16 protein-coding genes are annotated in these 24022 nt (G+C 39.1%); 8 read left to right on the top strand and 8 right to left on the bottom strand.

All coding sequences use genetic code 11. The features are described from left to right. Window positions 1–100: 100 nt before the first annotated feature. The 8 genes from PI20285_RS08375 to PI20285_RS08340 form a co-directional block, all read right to left on the bottom strand. The gene (locus tag PI20285_RS08375; protein WP_057772712.1) at window positions 101–655 is read right to left on the bottom strand and encodes a YiiX/YebB-like N1pC/P60 family cysteine hydrolase; all 555 of its coding nucleotides are present in this window, start codon (window positions 653–655) and stop codon (window positions 101–103) included. 37 nt (window positions 656–692) lie between these two features. Then, the gene (locus PI20285_RS08370) at window positions 693–1532 is read right to left on the bottom strand and encodes an aldo/keto reductase (protein WP_057772714.1); all 840 of its coding nucleotides are present in this window, start codon (window positions 1530–1532) and stop codon (window positions 693–695) included. 124 nt (window positions 1533–1656) lie between these two features. Beyond that, window positions 1657–4389: a cation-translocating P-type ATPase gene (locus tag PI20285_RS08365; RefSeq protein ID WP_057772752.1), complete on the bottom strand. Its 2733-nt coding sequence runs from the start codon at window positions 4387–4389 to the stop codon at window positions 1657–1659. Between the two features lie 174 nt (window positions 4390–4563). Continuing rightward, window positions 4564–5415: an alpha/beta hydrolase gene (locus PI20285_RS08360; protein ID WP_231908619.1), complete on the bottom strand. Its 852-nt coding sequence runs from the start codon at window positions 5413–5415 to the stop codon at window positions 4564–4566. Next, the gene (locus tag PI20285_RS08355) at window positions 5408–6664 is read right to left on the bottom strand and encodes a PTS transporter subunit EIIC (protein WP_057772718.1); all 1257 of its coding nucleotides are present in this window, start codon (window positions 6662–6664) and stop codon (window positions 5408–5410) included. The genes PI20285_RS08360 and PI20285_RS08355 overlap by 8 nt, the downstream gene beginning before the upstream one ends. A gap of 117 nt (window positions 6665–6781) precedes the next feature. Beyond that, window positions 6782–8395, bottom strand: a complete 1614-nt coding sequence (locus tag PI20285_RS08350; protein ID WP_082623241.1) for a BCCT family transporter — start codon at window positions 8393–8395, stop codon at window positions 6782–6784. A gap of 307 nt (window positions 8396–8702) precedes the next feature. Then, complete coding sequence (locus PI20285_RS08345; protein WP_057772720.1) at window positions 8703–9278, bottom strand: sugar O-acetyltransferase; 576 nt, start codon at window positions 9276–9278, stop codon at window positions 8703–8705. Window positions 9279–9309: 31 nt separating this feature from the next. Then, a complete protein-coding gene (locus PI20285_RS08340; RefSeq protein ID WP_057772722.1) occupies window positions 9310–10380 on the bottom strand; it encodes an Mbeg1-like protein in 1071 nt (356 codons plus the stop codon). 151 nt (window positions 10381–10531) lie between these two features. Here PI20285_RS08340 and PI20285_RS08335 point away from each other — a divergent pair, with 151 nt between their 5' ends. The 8 genes from PI20285_RS08335 (at window position 10532) to PI20285_RS08300 (ending at window position 23886) form a co-directional block, all read left to right on the top strand. Further along, on the top strand, window positions 10532–11230 hold the full coding sequence (locus PI20285_RS08335; protein WP_057772724.1) for a VIT1/CCC1 transporter family protein: 699 nt from the start codon (window positions 10532–10534) through the stop codon (window positions 11228–11230). 14 nt (window positions 11231–11244) lie between these two features. Beyond that, on the top strand, window positions 11245–11925 hold the full coding sequence (locus PI20285_RS08330; RefSeq protein ID WP_057772726.1) for a VIT1/CCC1 transporter family protein: 681 nt from the start codon (window positions 11245–11247) through the stop codon (window positions 11923–11925). A 161-nt stretch (window positions 11926–12086) separates the two neighbouring features. After that, window positions 12087–13442, top strand: coding sequence for an Nramp family divalent metal transporter (locus PI20285_RS08325; RefSeq protein WP_057772754.1), 1356 nt, complete (start codon window positions 12087–12089; stop codon window positions 13440–13442). Window positions 13443–13458: 16 nt separating this feature from the next. Further along, window positions 13459–13893: a universal stress protein gene (locus PI20285_RS08320; protein WP_057772728.1), complete on the top strand. Its 435-nt coding sequence runs from the start codon at window positions 13459–13461 to the stop codon at window positions 13891–13893. A gap of 170 nt (window positions 13894–14063) precedes the next feature. Further along, complete coding sequence (locus PI20285_RS08315) at window positions 14064–15806, top strand: thiamine pyrophosphate-dependent enzyme (RefSeq protein ID WP_057772730.1); 1743 nt, start codon at window positions 14064–14066, stop codon at window positions 15804–15806. Between the two features lie 166 nt (window positions 15807–15972). Continuing rightward, window positions 15973–16731: an exodeoxyribonuclease III gene (locus PI20285_RS08310; protein ID WP_046871149.1), complete on the top strand. Its 759-nt coding sequence runs from the start codon at window positions 15973–15975 to the stop codon at window positions 16729–16731. A 14-nt stretch (window positions 16732–16745) separates the two neighbouring features. After that, window positions 16746–18773 (top strand): NAD-dependent DNA ligase LigA, encoded by a 2028-nt coding sequence (gene ligA, locus PI20285_RS08305; RefSeq protein ID WP_056985940.1) that lies wholly within the window; start codon window positions 16746–16748, stop codon window positions 18771–18773. Window positions 18774–18873: 100 nt separating this feature from the next. Then, window positions 18874–23886, top strand: a complete 5013-nt coding sequence (locus tag PI20285_RS08300; protein WP_057772732.1) for a bifunctional glycosyltransferase/CDP-glycerol:glycerophosphate glycerophosphotransferase — start codon at window positions 18874–18876, stop codon at window positions 23884–23886. Window positions 23887–24022 lie beyond the last annotated feature (136 nt).

Here is a 24022-nt window from a genome sequence, read left to right as displayed (position 1 = left end):
AATCACAGATTGTGGGGCAGAAGTTTTGGCTGAAGTGGATGCAACTATTGCGAATATGACTAATTAAAAACATCGTCCAGAGATTATTCTGGGCGATGTTTTATTTTAGATTTAAACTTTTAATTTTACGTACTGTGTTTTGTAGAACCATATCATTAGGATTTAACCCTAACTCACCATTTGGGACTGGATATCCCAGCTTGCTGTAATAACTTTTCCAGAATGGCAAGATATCTGTATGAGTTGGATCCATAAAATTCATTGGAACCAGCCTAAATATTTGGGTGTGTTTAAATGCTTCAAACACAAAATCTGCACAGTAATACCCAGGTGCACCAGGAATATAGCTCGAATTATAAGTCTGGTCTAGAAGCTGGTTTGCTTGGTTAATAATTAACGAAGAATCAATTTCTTTGGTGGATCGGTATAAATCGATTTGGGCCCAATCACGTGTTTTAAAGTGAGCATAGGATTCTCGGATACTGCCAGTATCAGGAAGGGTATGAAGCACAAAAATTTCATTAGTTGCAGTCACTTCAATTAAAGCAACATGATCATAAACAGACGCTTTTGAAGTAGTGGTACTTTCCACAATGGCTTCTGAGAAATCGTCTGGCACACTCTGTAGAAATAAGAGATCGGCATTTTTAAACACAGGTAGGTCTCCTTATTGATATTTCAGTGATTCACAACTATTCGTTATGATCTTCACCCGGTGCGGTATCTACCAAGCTATCCAATGTTTCCATATCAGTATCTGGAATTACGAAATCTAGTTCCTTATTTTCATTAATGTGCGCAGGATTAACAGCTTTAGGTAACGGCAAAATGTCATGCTGGATACAATATTGAATCGCCAGCTGAGCGACAGTCACCCCGTTTTGCTTGGCAATGTCAGACACTGTGTCGTTATTCAGCAAATAACCCGTGGCAAGAGGCGAGAAAGCCTCGACTAACATGCCGCTTTCTTTCGCAAATTTCACGTTTTGTGGTTCAGTATACCCAATATAATACTGAAGCTGATTCACCATTGGTTCTACTTTACAATTTTCAAGAATGTTTTTTTGATCCTGCACATTAAAATTAGAAATTCCAATGGCTTTTGCGCGACCAGATTGATAGATTTTTTCCATGGCCCGCCAAACTTCGACGTTTTCCTTGGAATAATCTGCGCCCATTTCTTCCCATGGCCATGGCGCATGAATTAAGTAAAGATCCACGTAGTCTAGGCCAAGATTTTGCATAGTTTCTTCAAAAAACTTTAAACTATCGTCGTAACTTTTGCTTTTTGCAGGTAATTTTGTGGTGACAAAGATTTGATCACGAGGAATTCCGGAATCACGAATGGCCTTCCCCACACTCTTTTCGTTTTGATATTGCCAAGCAGTATCAATATGACGGTAACCGGCCTTCAAGGCATTAGCTACAGCATTGTAAGCAACCTCGCCATCAGGAACTTGCCAGGTACCGAAGCCGACCTTAGGGATTTTAACGCCATTTCTGAGTTTAAACGTATCAGTTAAAGCAGTCATTAAATATCGCTCCATTTCATTTTTAAATTAAGTTAACGATACCACGAAAGTTAAAAAAGAAAATTAGAATTTAATCGAAAAACAGCTTCATACCCAAAATTGGATACGAAGCTGTTTTGACTATTTAGTTTTTAACACGTCTTCGGAAAAAGTATTTTCGTAATTCTTCAATCAGGACGAGTGGAATTGGAATACAGATTAATAATAACCAATCAGTTCCGCCAATGGCCGCTGTATTGAATAAACCTTGTAGGAATGGTACATAAATGAGAAGGGCCAATAAAACTATTTCAAAGATAATCCCACCCCAAATTCGACGGTTACTGAAAATGCCAATGCTAAAGACGGAAGAAAGCTTGGTTCGGCAGTTGATGGCCGCCGCAATTTGGCAGAAGACAATGGCTGCGAGCGTCATGGTAGTTGCTTCTTGATAAACGTGACCACTAGCTGCAAGGGCGACGTTTGGCCAGCCATTGAGCTTGTTTACAAAGAAGTAAGCCAACGTTGAAATTATCGATGCGACTAACCCATACCACGCAAAGGCTTTTAAAATAATGCCACGAGTTAATAAATGAGCTGTTCGTGCGCGGGGTGGTTGTTTCATAATGCCAGGTTCACTTTTTTCAGCACCCAAACCTAATGCAGGAAGCATATCGGTACCTAAATCAACAGTCAAAATTTGCATAACTGTCAAAGGTAAAGGAACTAATCCACGAGTAAATAGGAAAATAATTGAGGGCGCAGCTTCAGGCATATTACTGTTTAGAATGTACAGCAAGAACTTCTGCAAATTACTGTAAACAGTTCGGCCTTCTTCAATGGCTGCGACAATCGATGCAAAGTTATCATCAGTTAAAATCATATCCGCAGCATCTTTAGCAACGTCAGTTCCGGTAACCCCCATAGCAACTCCGATATCAGCTTTCTTAAGGGCAGGGGCATCATTGACACCATCCCCAGTTGAAGCCACAATTTCGCCGAGACTTTGTAATGTGGAAACAATCCGATATTTTTGTTCTGGGGCTACTCGGGCAAAAATCACTTCACCCTTCAAAGCTTCTTTTAGCTCATCTTTGTACATGGCAGCTAATTCATCACCAGTGATGACGCGTGCTTTATCGCTCGCAATCCCGATTTTAACGGCAATACTTTTAGCGGTTAAAGCACTATCACCAGTAACCATGATGATCCGAATACTAGCATCATGACACTTACGAACGGCTTCAAAAATTTCTGGACGGGGTGGATCTTCCATGATAGTTAGACCAACAAACGTCAAATGTTGTTCCGCATTTTCAATGGTCCAATCTTTTGGATCTTCAGGTAAGTCGGCGTCATCACTGGCATCTCGATAAGCAATTGCCAAAGAACGTAAACCTTCAGCCGCGTATTTTTTATCTGCATCGTTAATTTGTTTACAATCTGCATCGGTGATTGGACGAGGTTTCCCATTATCTAGGATTGTGTCACTAATTGGTAAAATGCCATCTAAGGAGCCTTTGACACAAATTGTATTTTTCCCATCAACCTGATGGAAAGTAGACATTCGTTTTCGATCCGAATCAAACGGTAATTCACCAATTCGGGGAACTTTTTTGGCCTCTTCTTCAACGTTTAATCCCGCTTTTTCTGCCAAGATAATCAGGGCAGCTTCGGTTGGTGTCCCAATAATTTTCGGATTATCGCCCGCTTTTTCAGGTGCGACAACTTTAGTATCGTTGTTCAACGCGGAAACTCGTAATAACATCTGTAAATCAGGCTGTGTAGAAACATCAACATCCTGGTTATCTAATTGGATGTGGCCGTTGTTCACATATCCCTCACCGCTGACGGCGTATTCGTGGCTGGCTAACCAGAGGTGATCAATGGTCATTTGGTTTTGGGTTAAGGTTCCCGTTTTATCAGAGCAGATTACGGTGGTCTCACCAAGCGTTTCGACACTGTTTAAATCTTTTACTAAGGCATGTTTCTTAGCCATTCTCGTCACACCTTGTGCCAAAGACAAGGTGACCGTTGGTAGTAAGCCTTCGGGAATAAACGCTACAATCATTCCTAAAGCAAAAATAAATGATTTAGCAACCGGGTAATGGACAAAAAAGATTGCTGCAATGAAAAAAATAGTTCCGATCAAGATCGCAATTAATGATAACTGTTTAGTTAAATGATTGAGTTCTAGTTCAAGGGGACTAGAATGATGTTTTTGACTTTGAGTGAGTTTGGCAATTTTACCAAACTCAGAATGCATTCCAGTTGCCACAGCTACAGCAGTCGCAGTTCCACTACCAGCAACGGTACCTGCAAAAACTAAGTTGGATTCAGAAAAACGGCCGACTCCATGTGAATAGGCGGCTTGTTTGCTAACAAGTACGGATTCACCAGTCAAGGCTGATTCATCGACCTGCAGTGAAGTAGATTTGATAATGCGGGCATCTGCTGAAATACTGTTACCAGCCTGAATGATGAAGATATCACCCGGAACAAGATCTTCTGAGTTAATTTGTTGGGCCTTACCATCTCGTAAAACCTGAGCGTAAGTTGGTAACATTTTCAGGAGGGAATCTGTTGCTTTTTGAGCTTGATGTTCCTGCCAAAAACTAAAAACACCATTAATGATATTGACGGCCCAAATCGCAATTCCTAATTCGGTCATATTGGCAAAAATGGCAATGAATCCACTGATCCAAAGCAAAATGGCCATCAAACTTGTGAAGTTCTTCAGAAATGATTTGAGCTGTGATTGTTTTTGACTACGTTGGATTGTGTTAGGTCCAAATTTTTTCAATGAATCGGCGGCTTGTTCAGAAGTTAAGCCGGTTTCTTTAGTGTCAAAATATTTATAGACATCACTGATATGCATAGATGCGTATCTTGTTGTGCTATTTTGATTTACCTTATCCAAAGTTTTGACCTCTTTCTGTACAATTTAAAAAGCTATATGCCTTACAACAGAACAGTATAACGCCAATTACTAAAAAGGGTATACTATTTATCAAAAAGATTATCTATGTGTGATAAACGCAAAAATAATTGATTACTGAGGAGCTACATTCACTTCTGGTTGTGGATTTTTTGTAGGGCTGCCGAGAATATATTGTTGAATTAAATTAACAATTTCTCGATTCTGCGGCAGGTCATGATGCGTAGTGTCCTCACCAGTGACTGTGATTTGTGTGTAGCTTTTGGCCTGATCTTGATAAATATATTTACCAGCCTCCACACTCGCAAATGGTACCGTACCATCGTTGTTATAGTTTTCGGTTCCAGCAACTGAATACATCACCAGATTAGTTGGAATTTTTGATTTGTCGCGAATTAAATCACTCAGCATCTGGGTGCGTTTATCAATATTTGTTTCCGAAAAGTTAAAAGGAGAAGCAATCGTCATTAGGGTGTTAATCCGTAATTTTTGCCGGTTAAAATATTTTTCGAGATATCGGGTTAGGACTAAACCTCCATTAGAATGGCCAATTGCCGAGAAATTATTGAAGTGATAACGGGCTGTCAAAATTACCATGGCATATTGGAACCACTTAGTTTGTTTTTTGATATTTGAATAGCCATCTTTATTATTGGCAAATGCGATCACAATGTAGGGATGGTTTTTTCCTGCCCGAAAGCTACCACTGTAGGTCAGATGGTTATCTGCATGGACGGTCACTTTTAACAGGCTACTGGCACTGGCAGTATTGTGATTTAATTCGTTTACCATTGCGTCAAACCGCTCCTGAGTTGCACTGCTCCCGGGAACCAAAATGATGGGAGATACACGTGAATTGTTTGCAGGGATGGCATTACGCATATTTTGTTGGGTCCATTTGAGGCCCAATATGGCGATTAACAGAAACAAAAAAACGAAAAACAGCCCTTTTGTCCATTTAACCATGATTGACATCTCCTTGCTCGTTTATTGCTCGATTTATTAGGTTTATGAAAGGATAATAAATGGCACTAGAAATGGCGAGACAGGCTAGGCTAAGTAAAAGCGCTCGCCAGTCGCCGTTTGTTCCTAAAAACGCGCGTAGGATGCCTGGAGTGGCATGTGGGATGATGTAGGTGGCTGGGGGAACAAGTTTGGTCATAATAAAAAGGTAGCCAAGCATCATACTGATTAAAGGGGCAAGCAAAAATGGAATCAGAAGGATCGGATTAAATAAAACTGGAATGCCAAACAGTAAAGTGCCACCTTGATCAAACAAAGTTTGGCCTAGTGAAAGACGGGCAGCAAATTGCATGCGTTTATTTTTAATTTTAAATAATAGCGTGGCGTTCAGGGCCAGAAGCATTCCGTTCCCACCAAGCATGCCATACGAATTATAAAGAGAATGAAAGGTGATCGGGTAAGGAATTTTCCAGAGGTTATGATGGGCGATAACATAGGCCAAATTAGCTCCTTGATCTGGAAATTGATTTGCAATTGTATTTGTGAAATCACTAATGATACCAAAAAAGTGAGCACAGTTTCTGAGCGTGACAGCTAGTAATATTTTAAGGAAAGAGGGATGCGCCCCAATATTTAAAAGCGTAGAAATTTGTTGGTAGAAAAAGGATGCGTAATACTGTGTTTGATGGACTGTGAGGCTTAGGCCCCCAATAAGCAAAATAAAAATAAACAGCGTCAATATGGTAGGCCAATTATTTCCAAAGCCCGTGTGTGAATGGGCTTGCAGTTTGGTAAAGCAAAAACCAATAATCAAACCCACAATAATCGGGAGGAGAAGGTTGCCAGAGCTTTCAGAGATTTGCAGCAAATTTAGACTAGGAGAGGTCTCCGCAATCAACAAAAAGTAGATGGTTAAACTTGTAAGTCCAGCCAAATATCTGGTTGTGGGCCGCGTTGAGCTGGAAACGAAATGATCAGCTACTAAAAAAGCGATTGAAAGTGCAATTGATAAAAAGATGAGCATTGTTGTTATTTTTAGGGTGATTCCAAGAGGCTTAAATGCAGGTAGATTAGAACGAAGATCAAAAATAGCCTCGAAAATCCCATTTTCATGAAATGCCGTTTCGTAAATAATATGTAAGGCAATTCCAATAAACTCAAATGGTAATAAGATTCGAAGCGTACTGATGATAGCTTGATAAAATTGTTGTTTAGATAATTTTTGCGTAAAACGAATTAATTGATTCCCCATAGTCGTAATCTCCCCCGTGAATGTGCCTTGATTATACAACATTAATCAAGGAAAAATAAAAGCTCTAACAAATTGGTCCAAAGGTGATCAATTTGTTAGAGCTTTTTGAATTTAAGGTTAACTTAGTTCTGGACTAGTTTGTTCTCGAGGTCGTTCGCGTAGATAGCTTGCTAAGGCAATTTCTACACGTTTTTGTTTACGCACAATTTCTGGTGTGACATGCGGCATAAACAAAACGGTCTTTTTCTTGGCCTGAATGACTTTTTGATCTTGACGAATCATTTGCCAAATAGAAATCAATAAAAACGCACAGACGATAATCAACGGGAAGCCTGCAATCGAACTAATCGCTTGAACCGTTTTAAAACCACCGACAAAGACAATCCCGAATGAAAAGATAATAAAGACAATTACCCAGATCAAACGGTTGAACTGACTAGGCTGTTCGCCAGGTGCCAAATGCCGACTCGTAAACGAAGAGACAATGAATGCTGACGACGAAATTGTGGTGGCCAAAAAGATAAAGCAAGAAATGCTGTAAATAATTAGCATTAACATTTTGAGAGGCAAAGTACTGAGAATCGCAGCGATTGCAGCTGCTTGACCTTGGGTATTTAAAATGTGAATTAAATCGATGACACCGGTTTGCTGTAAGTAAAGGGAGTAACCGCCAAGAATAGCATAGAAACTCATGCATCCAAGGGCACCGTACCCTAACATGCCAACGACAACCTGGCGAATGGTACGACCACGTGAAATCCGGGCGATAAATAATCCCATAACGGGCATGTAAGATAGCCACCAGCCCCAATAGAAGATTGTTTCATTTTTCACAATATCAGTAGTACCAGTGGTGGTAGTACCTGTACTCATGGTAATGAATTTGGTGACCATTAAACGCAAACTGTTACCTTCATCACGGAAGATCGTTAAAGTTGGGCCGATAAATAACACGATAAGAAGAAATCCAATCGCGGTCCAAATATGAGCGGCACTTAATCGATCAATTCCACCCTTAATTCCGTGAAAGACGGTGACTGCAAAAATGATGAATAAGATCAAAAACATAAATAGTTTTAAGAATAAGGTGTCAGGAACACCAGTGATTTGATTGATGATTTTTGACAGAACAGGGATTTCCATCCCAACAGAAGAACCAATCCCACCCATGATTCCAAATACAACTAAGAAATCAATGATTTGGCGAATGATTTTCTTGTAACGTTCTGGGCCCTTCAAAAAGGAAATGGCAGAACTGATACGCATAACACGGACATTACGGACATACATCACATATGCAATGGCGACAGTTGCCGAAGCAAACATCATCCAAGCCATTGGCCCCCAGTTAAACTGGCCAAGCATATGGGCATTGCTGTAAGCAGCAGCAGAATATGGTTTAGCACCAAAGATGGGACTTTGAACATAACGGAGTGGGTCAACCATACTGAGCATGAGAATGCTGGCATCAATGGCAGTGGCAAAGACCATGCTCCCCCATTGAAAACTGCTGTATTCGGGTTTGTCGTTGGCGTGACCGAGTTTAATTTTTCCAAAGTGGCTAAAAGCCAAAAACATGAAGAAAACGAAGTTAATGATGTAAATGCCGAGGTAGGCCCAACTCATGTGAGCGGTGATACCATTCATTAAGTTGCTAAGGGCAACTCGTAAATGAGATCCGCCAAGAATGAGTCCAAGCGAAACGAGGGCGAAGAGACTAACGGTGGGAATAAAAACGGTTTTATCTATATTACTGTGGTGTAAAATAATAATCCTCCTAATAAATAAATAAGTGTTGGGGGAGCAATTAAATCTTGTGAGCTAATCACGCAACGGGAAGGATATCCTGCGTTAGACGCGATCAGTTTTCATAAGCCATGCTTCCAAAAAAAGGTTTTAATAAGAATAAGGAAATGTGTGAAGAATTCAATCTTAGAACAAACAAAAAAACAACATACAATTATCCATCGAGGATATCTGCACAGTGTTTTGGGCTTTACAAATATTAATGAATTCGCTCTTTTTTCATTGATTGAATTTAATTTTTAATAACGTCTCCATTCGCATCAAGATGATGAATGATGCGAGCAGGGTTACCCACGACGACAACATCGTCTGGGATGGATTTGGTGACAACGGATCCAGCACCAACAACCACCCGATCACCAATGGTTACGCCAGGCAAGACAGTCACTCGGCCGCCCATCCAGACGCTATCACCAATCGTAATTGGTGCGCCCATCTCAACATCTGCGTTGCGCCGTTTTGCATCTAGCGGATGAACTGGCGTATATAAGCCAACATTGGGCCCAAAGTAGCAATAACTGCCAATCGTGATCGGGCAAGTGTCTAACATCGTGATGTCATAATTACCATAGAAGTGGTCGCCGATATGAATGTTGAATCCATAATCGAATTTAAAATCACTTTCCACGAAGAAATTGTCACCGGTGGTTGCAAGAAGTTTCTGAAAACGATGATTTCTGTTTTCATTGTCAGTAATCTGGTTAATCTCTTGAAGTTCTTGCCGAATTAGCTTGCGACGGGCAATTAACTCAGGATCGAACTCTTTGTAGGATTCACCAGCGGTCATTTTTTCTCTTTCAGTTTTCATATTCTAACCATACCACGTTTACAAAGATTTGTTAAAAGCGCGTAAAGGACACAATGATTCGAAACGCTGCCTGCAAGGCTTTTTGTCCCATTTCTTTGGCTTCTAAATTCCAAGACTGACTAGCGATCTGAAAATTTTTGGTAACCTGTTGCCAATGCTTAATTAAATCATTAACCGTGATTGCTTGTGTGTCATTTAGACTTTTCCAGAAGATTTCGACAAATTGATTTACATCTTCGGGCTTTTGATTGTGTAGCCAAGTGCGCAAATCAGTATTTAAAAAAGAGTTCATTACTGAAGCTGTCCCCAACACCAACGGGGCATCATCTTGAAGACGCCAGCTATATAAATCGTGTTGCCAAATTCCACTGGCTGAGCTAAATACAATTTTAGGCAAACTAGGGTAAGAAGAACCAATGCCAAAAAATGGAAGTTGCGGAAGATAGGTATGAAAGTCGATGGCTAATGAATCCGCAATTTTAGGGGCTGATGAAAATTGTGGGCCATCGAAATTCACAACTTGCTGGATATGAGATTGAATTTCTTTGGCCGCCATTATTGCCGCCCAAATTGCCATTGTTCCGCCTTTGGAGAAGCCGATCAGTTGAAGGGCATCATTGGAACTGCCAAGCACCTGGTCTAAATAAGTTAGTGAGAAAGTTTGCCAGGATTTTTCTTCGAAATCGTAAGTGATTTTTAAATCTGACTTCCAACCTAAAGACGTGCCATCAGCACCGCGATAACTAATCACTTTTTGGTGAGGCTCCGTCTGGACTAAAAGAGCTGCACATTGGGTTCTTAAATCATTTTCATGAAGATCCCTGAATCCTGAAAGCATGACATTTTGGTAGCGGAAAGAAGTGGCCAACTTTTTGATTAAAACACGATCGTTGGGCAGCAATAAATATTTTGAAACAGTTGATAAACTTTTTTCTATTAATCTCATCGCTGTTGGCAAAGAGATTTGATTGGTTAGATCTTCAGAAACAATGCCCGCTAAAGGCAAAAAGGGTAATCGAGCAAAGATCATTTGATCCGCAATATTTAATTTAGAAGTTATTGGTCGGTTGTAATTATCTAAATAATCTAATATTTCAGGCATTTTTAATTTCTCCGTCACTAATCATTTAATCTAATAGTCAACTTAAAAAATACCATCGAAACGTAAGCGAGTCAATTTTGCATTTTTAAAAAGAAATAGTATTATAAAAGTGGCTTTGTTAGCACCATTCTAAATGAGAGGGAGCTTTTATATGATGGTAAACGGCAAAGAAAGAGCAAGATCGTATTCATTAACACAGAAAATTAACGTCATGCGAGCCAGTGTTATGGGGGCCAATGATGGGATTTTATCTGTTGCTGGGATTGTCATTGGAGTGGCTGGTGCTACAACAAATAGTTTTTCGATTTTTATTTCAGGAATTGCAGGGATGATCGCTGGCACCGTGTCAATGGCGATGGGTGAATATGTTTCTGTGAATACCCAGCGAGATTCTCAGCAGCATACGGTTCAATTAGAGAAAGAAGCGCTAGAAAAGCATCGAGCAGAGGAATTTGCGTTTGTAAAACAAAAAATTATGAATGCAAACGTATCCGAGACCTTAGCACAAAAAGCCACAGAAGAGATGATGGAAAAAGATAGTTTGACCACGGTTGTCCGGGAAAAATACGGCATCGATATCCATAATTATACTAATCCATACTATGCAGCGTTAGCTTCGATGATCGCTTTTCCGACAGGTTCATTACTTCCTTTACTGGCGATCACATTTATCCCGACCGATTATAAAATCATACTGACTGTGTGTGCAGTTGTAATTGCACTTGCCATAACAGGTTATCTTGCGGCAATGCTTGGAAAAGCGATTCGTTACAAGAGTGTGATACGAAATGTTATTTCCGGATTAATCACAATGATTGTGACTTATCTGATTGGTAGTTTATTTGCGTGACGGGGGGATAAACAATGAAAAAACGAAAAAATATGGATAACTGGTTAAACACCCTACGTGCGGGAGTTCTTGGGGCAAATGATGGAATTTTAACTGTTGTAGGCGTCTTGTTTAGTGTGGCTGCTGCAACAACAAATTCATTCACAATTTTTATAGCGGGTTTGTCAGATTTATTGGCGTGTGCTTTTTCCATGTCCGCGGGGGAATATGCATCAGTCAGTTCGCAAAGAGATACTGAAAAATCGGTAGTTGGACAAGAGCGCTTAATTTTGGAAACGCAACCTGAGGACGAAAAGGATCGCGTCGCAAGATTTTATGAGGTGAAGGGGGTTCATGTGGATACTGCCAAAGCAATTGCGGATGAGTTATTGACAAAAAAAGATCAGGCACTATCTACAGTGGTAAGTATTAAATATAATCTGGATCTCGATAACTATTTGAATCCATGGCAAGCTGCCGTCGCCTCACTAATTTCAGCGGCATCTGGTGGTATCTTTCCTTTAGTTGCAATGACATTTGCCCCAGCAGGCTATCAGTTAGCTGCGACGATCATCGCAGTTTTGTTAGCAGTATCTTTAACAGGATATTTAAGTGCAAGGCTAGGAAATGGTATTCCAAAGAAGGCCATGATCCGAAATATTATTGTTGGGATTATCACGATGTTCATTCATTACTACGTGGGTAAACTTTTTTGATAATGAAGCAGGTTGGAAGGGATAACGATCGTTTAACGATTGCTATCTTTTTTATTATATAACCGTTTATTTATTTTAGGGAATCCTAAAAAATATATTTACAATACCTGCTATTGATCTATAATGAACTTGAAAAAGGGGAATTTTTGATGTTAGAAAATATGGGGAATGGAAAAAAACACGGGTTATTGTTTTATGCAAATGGACCCAGTTTGGAGGAGATAAATAGTACGGTACCAGTTCCTAAAGATGGTGGATTTTTTAAGAAGTTAATGGCTTTCTCGGGGCCGGGTGCTTTGGTAGCAGTTGGGTATATGGATCCCGGCAATTGGGTTACATCAATTGGTGGGGGTGCGCAGTTTGGATACTTGCTCATGTCTGTGATCTTGCTTTCAAGTTTAATCGCGATGTTATTACAATATATGGCGTCTAAACTGGGAATTGTGACACAGATGGATTTGGCACAAGCCACACGAGCGCATACTGGAAAAGTTCTGGGAATCATTTTGTGGTTGACTACTGAGGCCGCAATCTGTGCGACAGATATTGCTGAAGTTATTGGCGGTGCGATTGCGTTAGAATTACTTTTTAAAATTCCACTAGTTATTGGAGTTGGTCTGACCGTTTTCGATGTTTTGTTATTATTGCTCTTAACAAAATTAGGATTTCGAAAAATTGAAGCCATTGTGGTGACTTTGATTGTTGTCATTCTGGCGGTGTTTGCGTATGAAGTCGGTGTGTCTAATCCAAACTGGGCAGCAATGTTTGGTGGATTTATACCGAAAGCACAAATTATTCATCCAGGTGAATTAACAATGGCGCTTGGGATTGTCGGTGCCACGGTTATGCCACATAACTTATATTTACATTCTTCAATTTCGCAGACTCGTAAAATTGATCATAATGACGAGGATGCCGTTGCGGAAGCTGTTAAATTTTCTACATGGGACTCAAATATTCAGTTAACAGGGGCTTTTGTAATTAATTGTTTGCTTTTGGTTTTAGGTGCAGCCTTATTTTTTGGTCATGGTGAAGGACTTGGAACATTCACTTCTTTGTATAATGCACTTCAAGATAATCAGTTAGCAGGGGCAGTGGCAAGTCCGGTCCTTAGCATCTTATTTGCGGTTGCCCTTTTAGCTTCTGGACAAAACTCAACCATTACGGGGACGTTAACTGGTCAAATTGTTATGGAAGGTTTCATTCATATGAAGATGCCTTTATGGGCACGCCGGTTGATTACACGATTAATTTCTGTCATTCCAGTCTTAATTTGCACGATTCTGTATGGCGGGAAAGAAAGTGCCCTCGACAGTTTATTGGTTAACTCACAGGTATTTTTGTCCGTTGCGTTACCGATCTCAATGATTCCATTAACAATTTTCACTTCTTCAAAAAAGATTATGGGGAACCGGTTCGTTAATAAGATGTGGATTACTGTTCTTGCATGGTTGTGTACAATTGTTTTAACGATTTTAAACATTCAAATTGTTTGGCAGTCTCTGTCATCACTTTAAAATTGGGGGGGATTTTATGAATCCGAGAGAATTTAAAAAGATTTTAGTTGGTGTGGACGATTCGGAAGACGCACAATTAGCTTTCCGATATGCAATGAATCGGGCTAAAAATGATCATGCAAGTTTGGCAATTGTTTCTGTCCTGGAGCCCGCGGATATGAATGTTTACGAGGCTCTAAGCAAGGAATATGTAGATCTTCAGCGAAAAAGAATAAAGCAACACCTTGCAAAATATAAAAAAGTTGCTGAAAGATTTGGTATAAAAGAGGTCACAAGTTTCGTAGCGGACGGCAACCCGGGGAAAGTTATCGTGGAACGCGTGATCCCAGATGTTGATCCTGATTTATTGGTAATTGGCGCGCAAGCCAAGTCTGGAATTGAAAAACATTTTGGCAGTCAGGCTGCTTATATGGCTAAATATTCGCCAGTTTCAGTTTTAGTTGTTCGATGAAATCTGAATTAGAAATAAAGTTCATTCACGCCGAATGAACTTTATTTTTTTGTATTTGAAAATTTGGATAAAAATGCTTGCTTCTTGCAAGAAAAGTGAGTAAACTAAATTCAACTACTTACGAAAAGTAAGTGTACGAATCTAGATTAACTACTAAAAGGAGAACAAACATGACAAAAATGAAAGCTGGACAAGCCTTAGCGAAAGTATTAGAAAGCTGGCAAGTAGACCATATCTACGGAATTACAGCTGATTCTATCAATAATACTGTGGATGGTTTGTACCAGGAAAAAGATAAGATTAAATATATTCAAGTTCGCCATGAAGAGGTGGGGGCCTTAGCAGCTTCTGCAGATGCAAAACTAACTGGCAAAATTGGAGTTAGTTTTGGTTCGGCTGGACCCGGAGCCACCCATCTATTTAATGGCTTATATGATGCAAAAATGGATCATGCGCCAGTTTTGGCAATTGTGGGTCAGTCAGCAACAGGCGTCATGAACACCTCATTTTTCCAAGAGATGAATCAAGATCCAATGTTTGTGGATGTCTCAGTTTTTCATGAACAAGTGGTCAGCGCCCAACAAATTCCTTATGTGGTTGATCAAGCAATTCGGGCAGCGTACGCTCATAAAGGGCCAGCAGTTGTAATTATTCCAGATGACTTATCTGGTCAAGATATCGACTTTGCTGAATTCAAAACAGCCCCAATTTACAAAGAACAAATGCAAACTAAATTTGATGAAGCAACGATTGATAAAGTTGTCGCAGCTATTCAAAATGCGAAACATCCGATTATGTGGGCCGGAGTTGGTCTGAAAGGGGCAACAAAAGAATTAGTTGCAGTTTCTGAAAAATATAGTTTGCCAGTCTTGTCAACGGTGCCGGCAACCGGTGTAATGCCAACTGATCATCCTAACTTTATGGGCTCTCGTGGACGTTTAGGGACTAAACCTGGATTTGAAACTTCTCAGATGGCAGATTTAGTTATCTCAGTCGGAACTAACTATCCATTCTTACGTTTCTTACCAGATGGCGTGAAAGTGATTCAAGTAAACAACAATGCGGCAGATATCGGTAAGCAGCGTGATGTAGATTTAGCAATTTTAGGCGATGGAAAAGGTTTCTTAGAAGAATTACTTAATCGCAAGGTGACTATTGCACCAACTAAATTCTTGAAGGCCGCTCGTTTGGATAAACAAAACTGGGACAAGTGGTTGGATACGTTGGCAGATGATGATTCTGAAGGGTTGCCTGCAGAAGCTGTCATGAGAACTATCAAACAACATGCTGATGATAATGCTATTTTTGGAGCAGACGTTGGTAATAATACTGAATGGGCCGTTCGTCAACTCCCATTAAATAAAAATCAGAAATTTACGCTATCTTCATGGTTTGCCACCATGGGTTACGGATTGCCATCTGGATTAGCCGGAAAATTAAGTTTTCCAGATCGTCAAGTGTTCACAATTTCTGGTGACGGTGGCTACGCGATGGTCATGCAAGATTTGTTGACCGAAGTGAAATACCAAGTACCCGTAGTGAATGTTGTTTTGGAAAATAAAGTCTTTGGATTTATTCAGCATGAAAAGCTTGCAGCTAAGCAAGCTCCTTATGGGATTGATTTACAGGGGGCTAACTGGGCTGGCATTGCTGAAAACATGGGTGCCATTGGATTTACGGTCACCGATCAGAAATCTCTGAGCGAAGCCTTTGATAAAATTGATGAATTACAAAAGTCTGGAAATACGCGTCCAATTGTGGTAGATGCCAAGATTAAAAATGTGGATCCCGTCGATACCTCATTTATGCCTTTGGATCCAGATCAGTTTGATCAGGCAACGATTGACCGATTTAAGAAAACGTACAATATTTTTGGTCAACCAGCCTTGTCTGAAATTTTGAAAGATATGTAATTTTTAAAATTGGTTCCGAAGAAAATTGAAATATTTTCTTCGGAACTTTTTTTGTTTATTCCTGAAGTTTTACAAAAGAACAAGGATAACTTTAAGAAAATCCAAGCAAAATGGTATAATTCTAAGCATAGAGTTGTTAAAGCTATTTAAAGAGGTAATTAAAACCATGAAATTAATTTCTTGGAACGTCAATGGAATTCGGGCCGCCGTGACCCACGACTTTATGACATCATTTAAAACGCTTGATGCCGATATTTTTTGTATTCAAGAAACAAAAATGCAAGAAGGTCAGCTTGAGCTGGATTTGCCCGGTTATTATCAATACTGGAATTATGCGGATCGCAAAGGTTATTCAGGAACGGCTATTTTCACCAAAACAAAGCCACTCAGCGTAAAATATGGCATGGATGTTGATATCCACGATCACGAAGGACGGTTAATCACCTTAGAGTATCCAGATTTTTACATGATCACTAATTACACGCCAAATTCACAAACGAAACTAAAACGTTTAGATTACCGGATGACGTGGGATGATGCATTTCGGCAGTATGTTGACAAGCTCGCGCAAACGAAATCTGTTATTTTCTGCGGTGATTTAAACGTTGCCCACGAACCAATTGATATAAAAAACGATAAAACTAATCATCACAATGCGGGCTTTACGGATGAAGAACGCGAAAAGTTCACGCAATTACTAAATAGTGGTTTTACCGACACATTTCGTTACTTCTATCCTGATAAGGCTGATATTTATTCGTGGTGGAGCTATCGATTCCATGCTCGTGATAATAATGCGGGTTGGCGAATTGATTACTTTGTTACGTCCAATGATTTACAAACAAAGTTGCAAGGTGCAAAAATCCATAATGAAATTTTTGGATCAGATCACTGTCCGGTAGAACTCGACATTGCATTACCATAGTTGGAGGAAATAAGATGGCTTTACCAAAACTGATTACTGAATATTCTGAGCAAGAGGCAAGTGACACCGCACAACAGTTGCGGGAAACTTTAAACCAATGGAGTTCAGATTATTACACGAAAGATAATCCTGAAGTGGAAGATCATGTTTATGATGAAAAATATCGTGATTTACAGGATCTAGAAGCGGCCTTTCCATCGATCGTGACGCCAGATTCGATTACCCAGCGTGTGGGTGGTGAGGTGCTTAGTGGCTTCACAAAAGTGCATCATGACATTCCCATGTTATCCATGGGGGATGTTTTTTCGAAAGATGAGCTTGTCGAATTTGATAATCGAATCCAAAAAAATGTCGGTTATCCGGTTCCATATAATGTGGAATTAAAAATTGACGGGTTGGCAATTTCGCTAGTTTATGAGAATGGTAAGTTAGTGCAAGGCTCAACGCGTGGCGATGGTACAATCGGTGAGGATATCACGAAGAACTTAAAGACCATTACATCGATTCCCCAAACGCTTACCAAACCAGTCTCGATTGAGGTTCGTGGCGAGTGTTATATGCCAAAGCAGGCTTTCGCAGATTTAAATAAACAACAAGAAGAACGTGGAGAGGCTGTCTTTGCCAATCCGCGAAATGCAGCCGCCGGGAGTTTAAGACAATTAGATACAAAAGTGACTAAGGCTCGTAATTTAGATACATTCATTTATACCATCAGCACGTTCGGTGATTTACAAGTTACCACGCAACACGATGCCATCAACGTTTTAGCAGAACTAGGATTTAATACAAATCCAACTCAGCGAGTTTGTCAAAATCTTGATGAAGTTTGGCAATTTATTGATGAGTATCAAGACCAGCGTGATCGGTTAGCTTATGGGATTGATGGCATTGTCCTTAAAGTAAATGAGTTGGATTTACAAAATCAGCTTGGCCATACCGTTAAAGTTCCGCGGTGGGAAATCGCCTATAAATTTCCTCCAGAAGAAGCCTTAACTGTGATTCGTCAGATTGAGTGGACCGTTGGACGAACCGGCGTGGTAACGCCCACCGCAATTATGGATCCAGTGCAATTGGCAGGATCAACTGTTGCGCGGGCAACTCTGAACAATGTGGATCAGATTGCCGCCAAGGGTGTGCGAATTGGTGACACAGTGAAATTACATAAAGCTGGCGATATAATTCCAGAAATTACAGAAGTGATTTTGGATAAACGGTCAGCTGAGAGTCAGGTGCTAGAGATTCCTACTCAGTGTCCTTCCTGTGGCCGTGATTTGGTTCATTTAGATGGCGAAGTGGCCTTGCGTTGCATTAATCCAGATTGCCCAGCTCAAATTGTGGCCCGTTTGGAGCATTTTGGATCACGAAATGCGATGAATATTAATGGTTTAGGACCACGTTTGATCCAAGTGTTCTTTGATCACAAATTAGTACGAAGCTTTGCTGATTTATATTCGTTGGATCCTGATGAATTGGCTAAGTTAGATAATTTTAAAGAAAAACGAATTAATAGTTTATTGGAAGCAATTGCCAACAGTCGCCAGAACTCATTAGAGCGATTGGTAAATGGTATTGGAATTCCTGGGGTTGGAACGAAGATGGCCCGAATCTTGGCTGAACATTTCTTAACTATGGATAAATTGGAACAGGCTTCAGAAGAAGAGCTTACGGAAATTAACGCGGTTGGTGGAATCTTAGCAGCCAACATCGTAACCTTTTTCCAAAGTACGGCTGCCCAAAAGACTATTGAGGATTTGGCGTCCGTGGGTGTAAACATGACGTATAATGGTCCGGTTGCCGCTCAGGTTGAAGATAATTACTTTAATGATAAAACGGTTGTTTTGACTGGTAAACTCGAAAATTATACTCGAGAAGAGTTAAAAGAAAAGCTAGAAAACTTAGGTGCTAATGTGACCGGCTCGGTATCTAAAAAAACCGATTTATTAATTGCAGGGATCGATGCTGGTAGTAAGCTGACGAAAGCGCAGACACTTGAGGTTGAAGTAATGAGTGAGAGTGAGATGGAAGAAAAGATACCGAAATAATATGACGATGGTTTTAGTGTATTCTCCATTGTATGGAACTAGCCAGCATGCTAATATTACTAATGTTTATAGAACGGGAAAGAATAGGTAGGTTAATAAAATGTCTAAATCAATTGCGCTAAGCGTTGTTGTGGCCTGTTATAATGTTGCAGACTATTTGGAGGAATGCTTAGATTCACTTGCAAATCAAACATATAAGTTAGTCGAAATCATTATGATCGATGATTGTTCGACCGATAATGATAAAACTAAAAATATTGTGGATAAATATGGGGAACGTTATGAAAATTTTCATGCGTATCACAACCCACAAAACTTAGGATTAAGCGACACCCGTAACCGAGGCGTGAAAATTGCAAAGGGAGACTACATTGCATTTGTTGATGGCGATGATATTGTCCCAAAGAACGCTTATCGAGATCTTATTAATTCGGTAGCGATGACCGGGTCACAAGTTGCTACTGGATTTGTGAGACGCTTTGATAAATTTAGGGATAAGCCTTCTTATTTACATAAAAAAGCAATTTCGGACACGATTCAGCAAACCGATCTTGAAAGAAATCCAGAATTAGTTTACGACTCTACAAGCTGGAATAAATTATATAGTTTACCTATGGTACGAGAGCACAACATGACATTTCCAGCAAATATGTTATATGAAGATATTCCGTTTGTTATGCGGGCTTTTGTTATTGCCAGTCATGAAAGTAGTATTGATATCCTTTCTAATGTTGTGTACCGTTGGCGTTGGCGAGATGGGGATAGTAAGTCTATTACCCAAGTTAAAAATGCAATGAAACCATACGGTGATCGGCTCAAAATTCTCAATATGGTTCGTGATTACTTTTTAAAAGCTCATGTCAGTCAGCGAATTCTCGATACTTTTTACGTGAAAGTATTGATGATTGATATTCCGCTGTTTATGGATGATATTGCGGATGCGGATGATGATTTTGTTTTTGATTTTCAACGGGCAACCTATATTTTTCTGCGTAATTGGGGCCTTTTGAAGAGTAATCTGTATGAACAACTTTCCGTTAAAATGCAGTTACAGTATCGGGCTCTCTTAGAAGGAAACTTTGATGAATTAAAACGTTATTCGTACTCAGGGTTTAAAGGAAGCATTGCAAAGCGTTTTGTTCGTCATTTCTGGGGGAAACGGGCACACACTGCTACTTCAGGGGCTGATGTTAAAAATACGATTCAAAGAGTCTCACAGCCGACTGAAGATACAATTCAAATTGAAGGATATATTCATCCTAAGTCTATAAAATTGCATCGTATTTGGTTAACGCCTTCTAACTTAAACGAACATATTACTGCCAATTTAGTTAATATTGATACCAATAAAAAAATGGCGATTAGCATAAATCGTGTTCGATCCATTAGTAATATCCATCTAAAAAAAGAGGATGCACCATATAGCGCATATAAGGCTGCCTTTAATGTTCAAGACGCTCTGACGACTTTAGGAAACGGGACATGGAAAATTCAGATCACTCTTCAGTATCATGGAGAAAAGTTTGAGTCCTTTGCGGGACAGCCTATTCATGGAAACCAAAAAATAGCTTCAGTTATTAATTCAAAATTAAGGCTTAATTTAATTCAAAGATATAATCGTCATTGGGATTTGACATTTGTTGTACAAAAAATGTTGAATAGTAATTCAACCCGGGACCAAAGTAAGAGCCAAATAACTGCATTAACGAATGTAATTGGTCGTGATGACGGAATTTTACTTACTTTTACCGATTGTAGTAACATCATAAAACCAACTTTACAAATTAATGATGAAAATATTGGTCAACTTGAGAAGAATACGGATCATCAGATAAAGTTTCTTGTATCCGGTGAAGAATTAGAAAAATATCGTGGTAATATGCAACATTTGGTGTTGATTGATGCAGAAACAAACGTTCCAGAAAGTTATGCAATGGATTATTCTCGCCAAACAGAGATTATTCATGGCAAAGATTATGATGTTTTTATTTCTTATAACAGTACAGATGGAATTTGGTTGATGCAAGAGGTTCCTTTTGCAGAATTAAAAAGTGCTAATTGGATTAAAACGGGAACCAATCTTGCTATTGAGATGAAAGTGAATATTCCGGCTTCTTCGAATGAAGAAAATTTTGGAAATTCTGGATCCGTTGAATTATTGAGTAGTAATAAGAAGAGTCGCTACCTGTCAATTGGGAGAGTGAAATTTGTAGAGGATGGCTGTTTTAATGTTCAAATTCCACTTGTGGCGGCAAATAATTTAAAAGTTTTATCTGGTAATTATCGCGTTTACCTAGTAGTTGCATATGGTGAGACGCAGAAACGCATTCGAGTTATAGATTTAAAAGCAGTTAGTGATCAGCTTGATACTTATACGAATAAACACTTTACGTTTGATCTTCAGTGCACAAACAATGGTTTTTTGGAATTTCATACAGTACAAACCACTTTTGGGATGGATCGCTCCAAGCTTCAGAGGGGAATCAATTATTCAATCCTTTATCCAATGATGCGGATGCTCCCAATCAATAAAAAAATGGTTGTATTTGAAAGCTACTGGGGTGATTACTTTAATGGTAGTCCCAAGGCAATTTATGACTATTTGCGTAAAAATCATCCAGAGCTTAAATTTGTATGGATTTTAACTAATGATCAAATTCCAATTGAGGGTAAGGCTAAACGGGTCAAACGATTAGGATTTAAATATTGGTACTACATGGCAAGGGCTAAGTATTTTGTTGAAAATACGAATTTTCCAAATCAATATTCGAAGAGATCTGGACAAATTGAAGTTCAAACATTGCATGGGACCTTTATGAAAACGATGGGCTTTGATGAACCTCATTTTAAGAATGCGACGGCTGGAGTACAAAGAAATTTTGCTATTCGGAATAACCGATGGGATATTTTAACGGTACCTTCAAAGTACATGGCTGATACTGCTACCCATGCTTTTGATTTTAAACACGAAATTGTAGAAAGTGGCTTTCCGCGAAATGATGCGCTTTATCAACATAATAATTCGGCTTATATTGAAAATGTAAAAAAGAATCTTCATATTCCGTTGGATAAGAAGGTAGTTTTGTATGCCCCAACGTTCAGGAACAACGATGATAGTGGATTTGATTTTGAGTTAGATTTAGATAAACTCAAAGAAAAATTGGGTGATGAGTACATTGTTCTTGTACGGTTGCATTATTTTGTGGCTCATTCTATGTCATTTGTTGATCACCAGGGGTTTGTTTGGGATGTGAGCGATTATCCTGATATTGCTGATTTATATCTTATCAGTGACGTAATGATCACGGACTATTCTTCGGTAATGTTTGATTACGGACACCTTAAGCGGCCAATGATTTTCTTCTCTTATGATAAGGATTGGTACTTAAATGGCGATAATCGAGGTGTTTATCTTGATTATGACCAAACGGTTCCAGGACCAGTCGTGGAAACTACAGATGAAATTATAAAGTGGTTGCAAAACTTCCATGATTTAACGGCTAATTATGCATCTAAAATTGACTGGTTTTATGATAAGTTCTGCACGTATGGGCGTAATGGGGATGCAAGCAAAATTGTTTCTGAAAAGATGCTGAGTTTACGACCTGAAACGCAGGATTCAATTGTGCATCATTTGTTTATAAATAAAGTGTTGCGAATGTTGCAACTAAATGACTTTCAATCAGACCTTTTGAATGTTTTGAGTCGAGTACTGAAGAAAAAAAATATCATTATTTTAGAGAGCTTTTTTGGAACGCAGTTTTCTGATAGTCCAAAGGCAATTTACGAATATCTAAAACGAACTCATCCAGAGTACAAACTTTATTGGAATGTTAATCGAAAAAATGTCGATTACTTCAAGACTCATGGAATTCCTTACGTTGTGCGTTTTGGGTATAAAGGCATTTTAAAACAGGCGCAGGCCAAATACTGGTTTACAAACACACGGCGTCCGTTCCGTTGGGCTAAGCCACGTGATGCTAAATTAATTCAAACATGGCATGGGACACCTTTGAAGACAATTGGAACAGATGTGCAGAACGTTACAATGCCAGGAGTGACACAACGAAGTTACCATAAACAAGTTATTCGAGATTCTGCACGTTGGGATTATTTGGTTGCTCCAAATGAATATTCTTATAATATTATGCAACGTGCGTTTAGAAAACCGTTCACTAAATTAATTAGTAGCGGTTATCCAAGAAACGATATGTTATATAACTATACAGATAGCCAGGTAAGTGAGATAAAAGAGGCCCTTGAAATTAGTCAGGATAAAAAGGTTGTTTTATATGCCCCAACCTGGCGTGATAATGAGTATGTTCACGTAGATGAATATAGTGCAAAATTACATTTGGATTTAGATCAGCTTTTAGAGAAGTTACCTGAGAATACAGTTATTTTGATTCGGACTCATTATTTAATTGCTAATCAACTTGACCTATCTAGTTATGGAGAACGTGTATTAAATGTTAGTGATTATGAGGATGTTACGGACTTATATCTTATTTCGAATGTCTTAATCACCGATTACTCCTCAGTTATGTTTGACTTTGCCAACCTTAAGCGACCAATTTTGTTTTTTGCTTATGATCTTGACGAATATGCGGGTGACATTCGTGGATTCTATATCGATTATCAAAAAACGGTTCCTGGCCCAATTGTGAAAACAAATGAAGAGTTAATTCCAGTGTTAAAAGATATGTTAAATAGCCCAGATAAATACGTCCACACATCAACTTATAGTGCATTCTTGGATAAATTTGCTTCTTGGGAGAACGGCAATTCAACACAAACGTTGGTTGAATACGTGCTAAGAGATGAACAATATGAAGTGTCTGAAAAGAGAAATGATTTACAGAAGATAACAATTAAAGATGGAACTCAATTATGGTCAGCTATTCCAGAAACGAAACAAGCAAAGTTTATTTCAAACTATAATTACAAATTAGCAGATTCTTATTCAACAAAAATGCAAGCGAAGCTACGTGATCCAATTCGTAAAAACGAAGTTGGAAATACTTGGATTGAAATTGAAAATAAGACTGATTTTGGGAAAAATGCTTGGATTCGTATGGAGGATGTTGAATCCAAAGCTAATATATTAGATTAGATGTTATAGGAAGAAAACTAGTCAGACTATGGTTTTTCATAATCTGACTAGTTCTATTATGGAAATGTTTAAATAGTATGAAAGGTTTTGAAACACAAATTGACGCTTTTCAATTAAACGACTATACTATCAGAAT

The sequence above is a fragment of the Pediococcus inopinatus genome (assembly GCF_002982135.1).
Lineage (GTDB): Bacteria > Bacillota > Bacilli > Lactobacillales > Lactobacillaceae > Pediococcus > Pediococcus inopinatus.
Note: the sequence above shows the minus strand (reverse complement) of the source record. Positions and strands in the feature narration are given on the sequence as shown.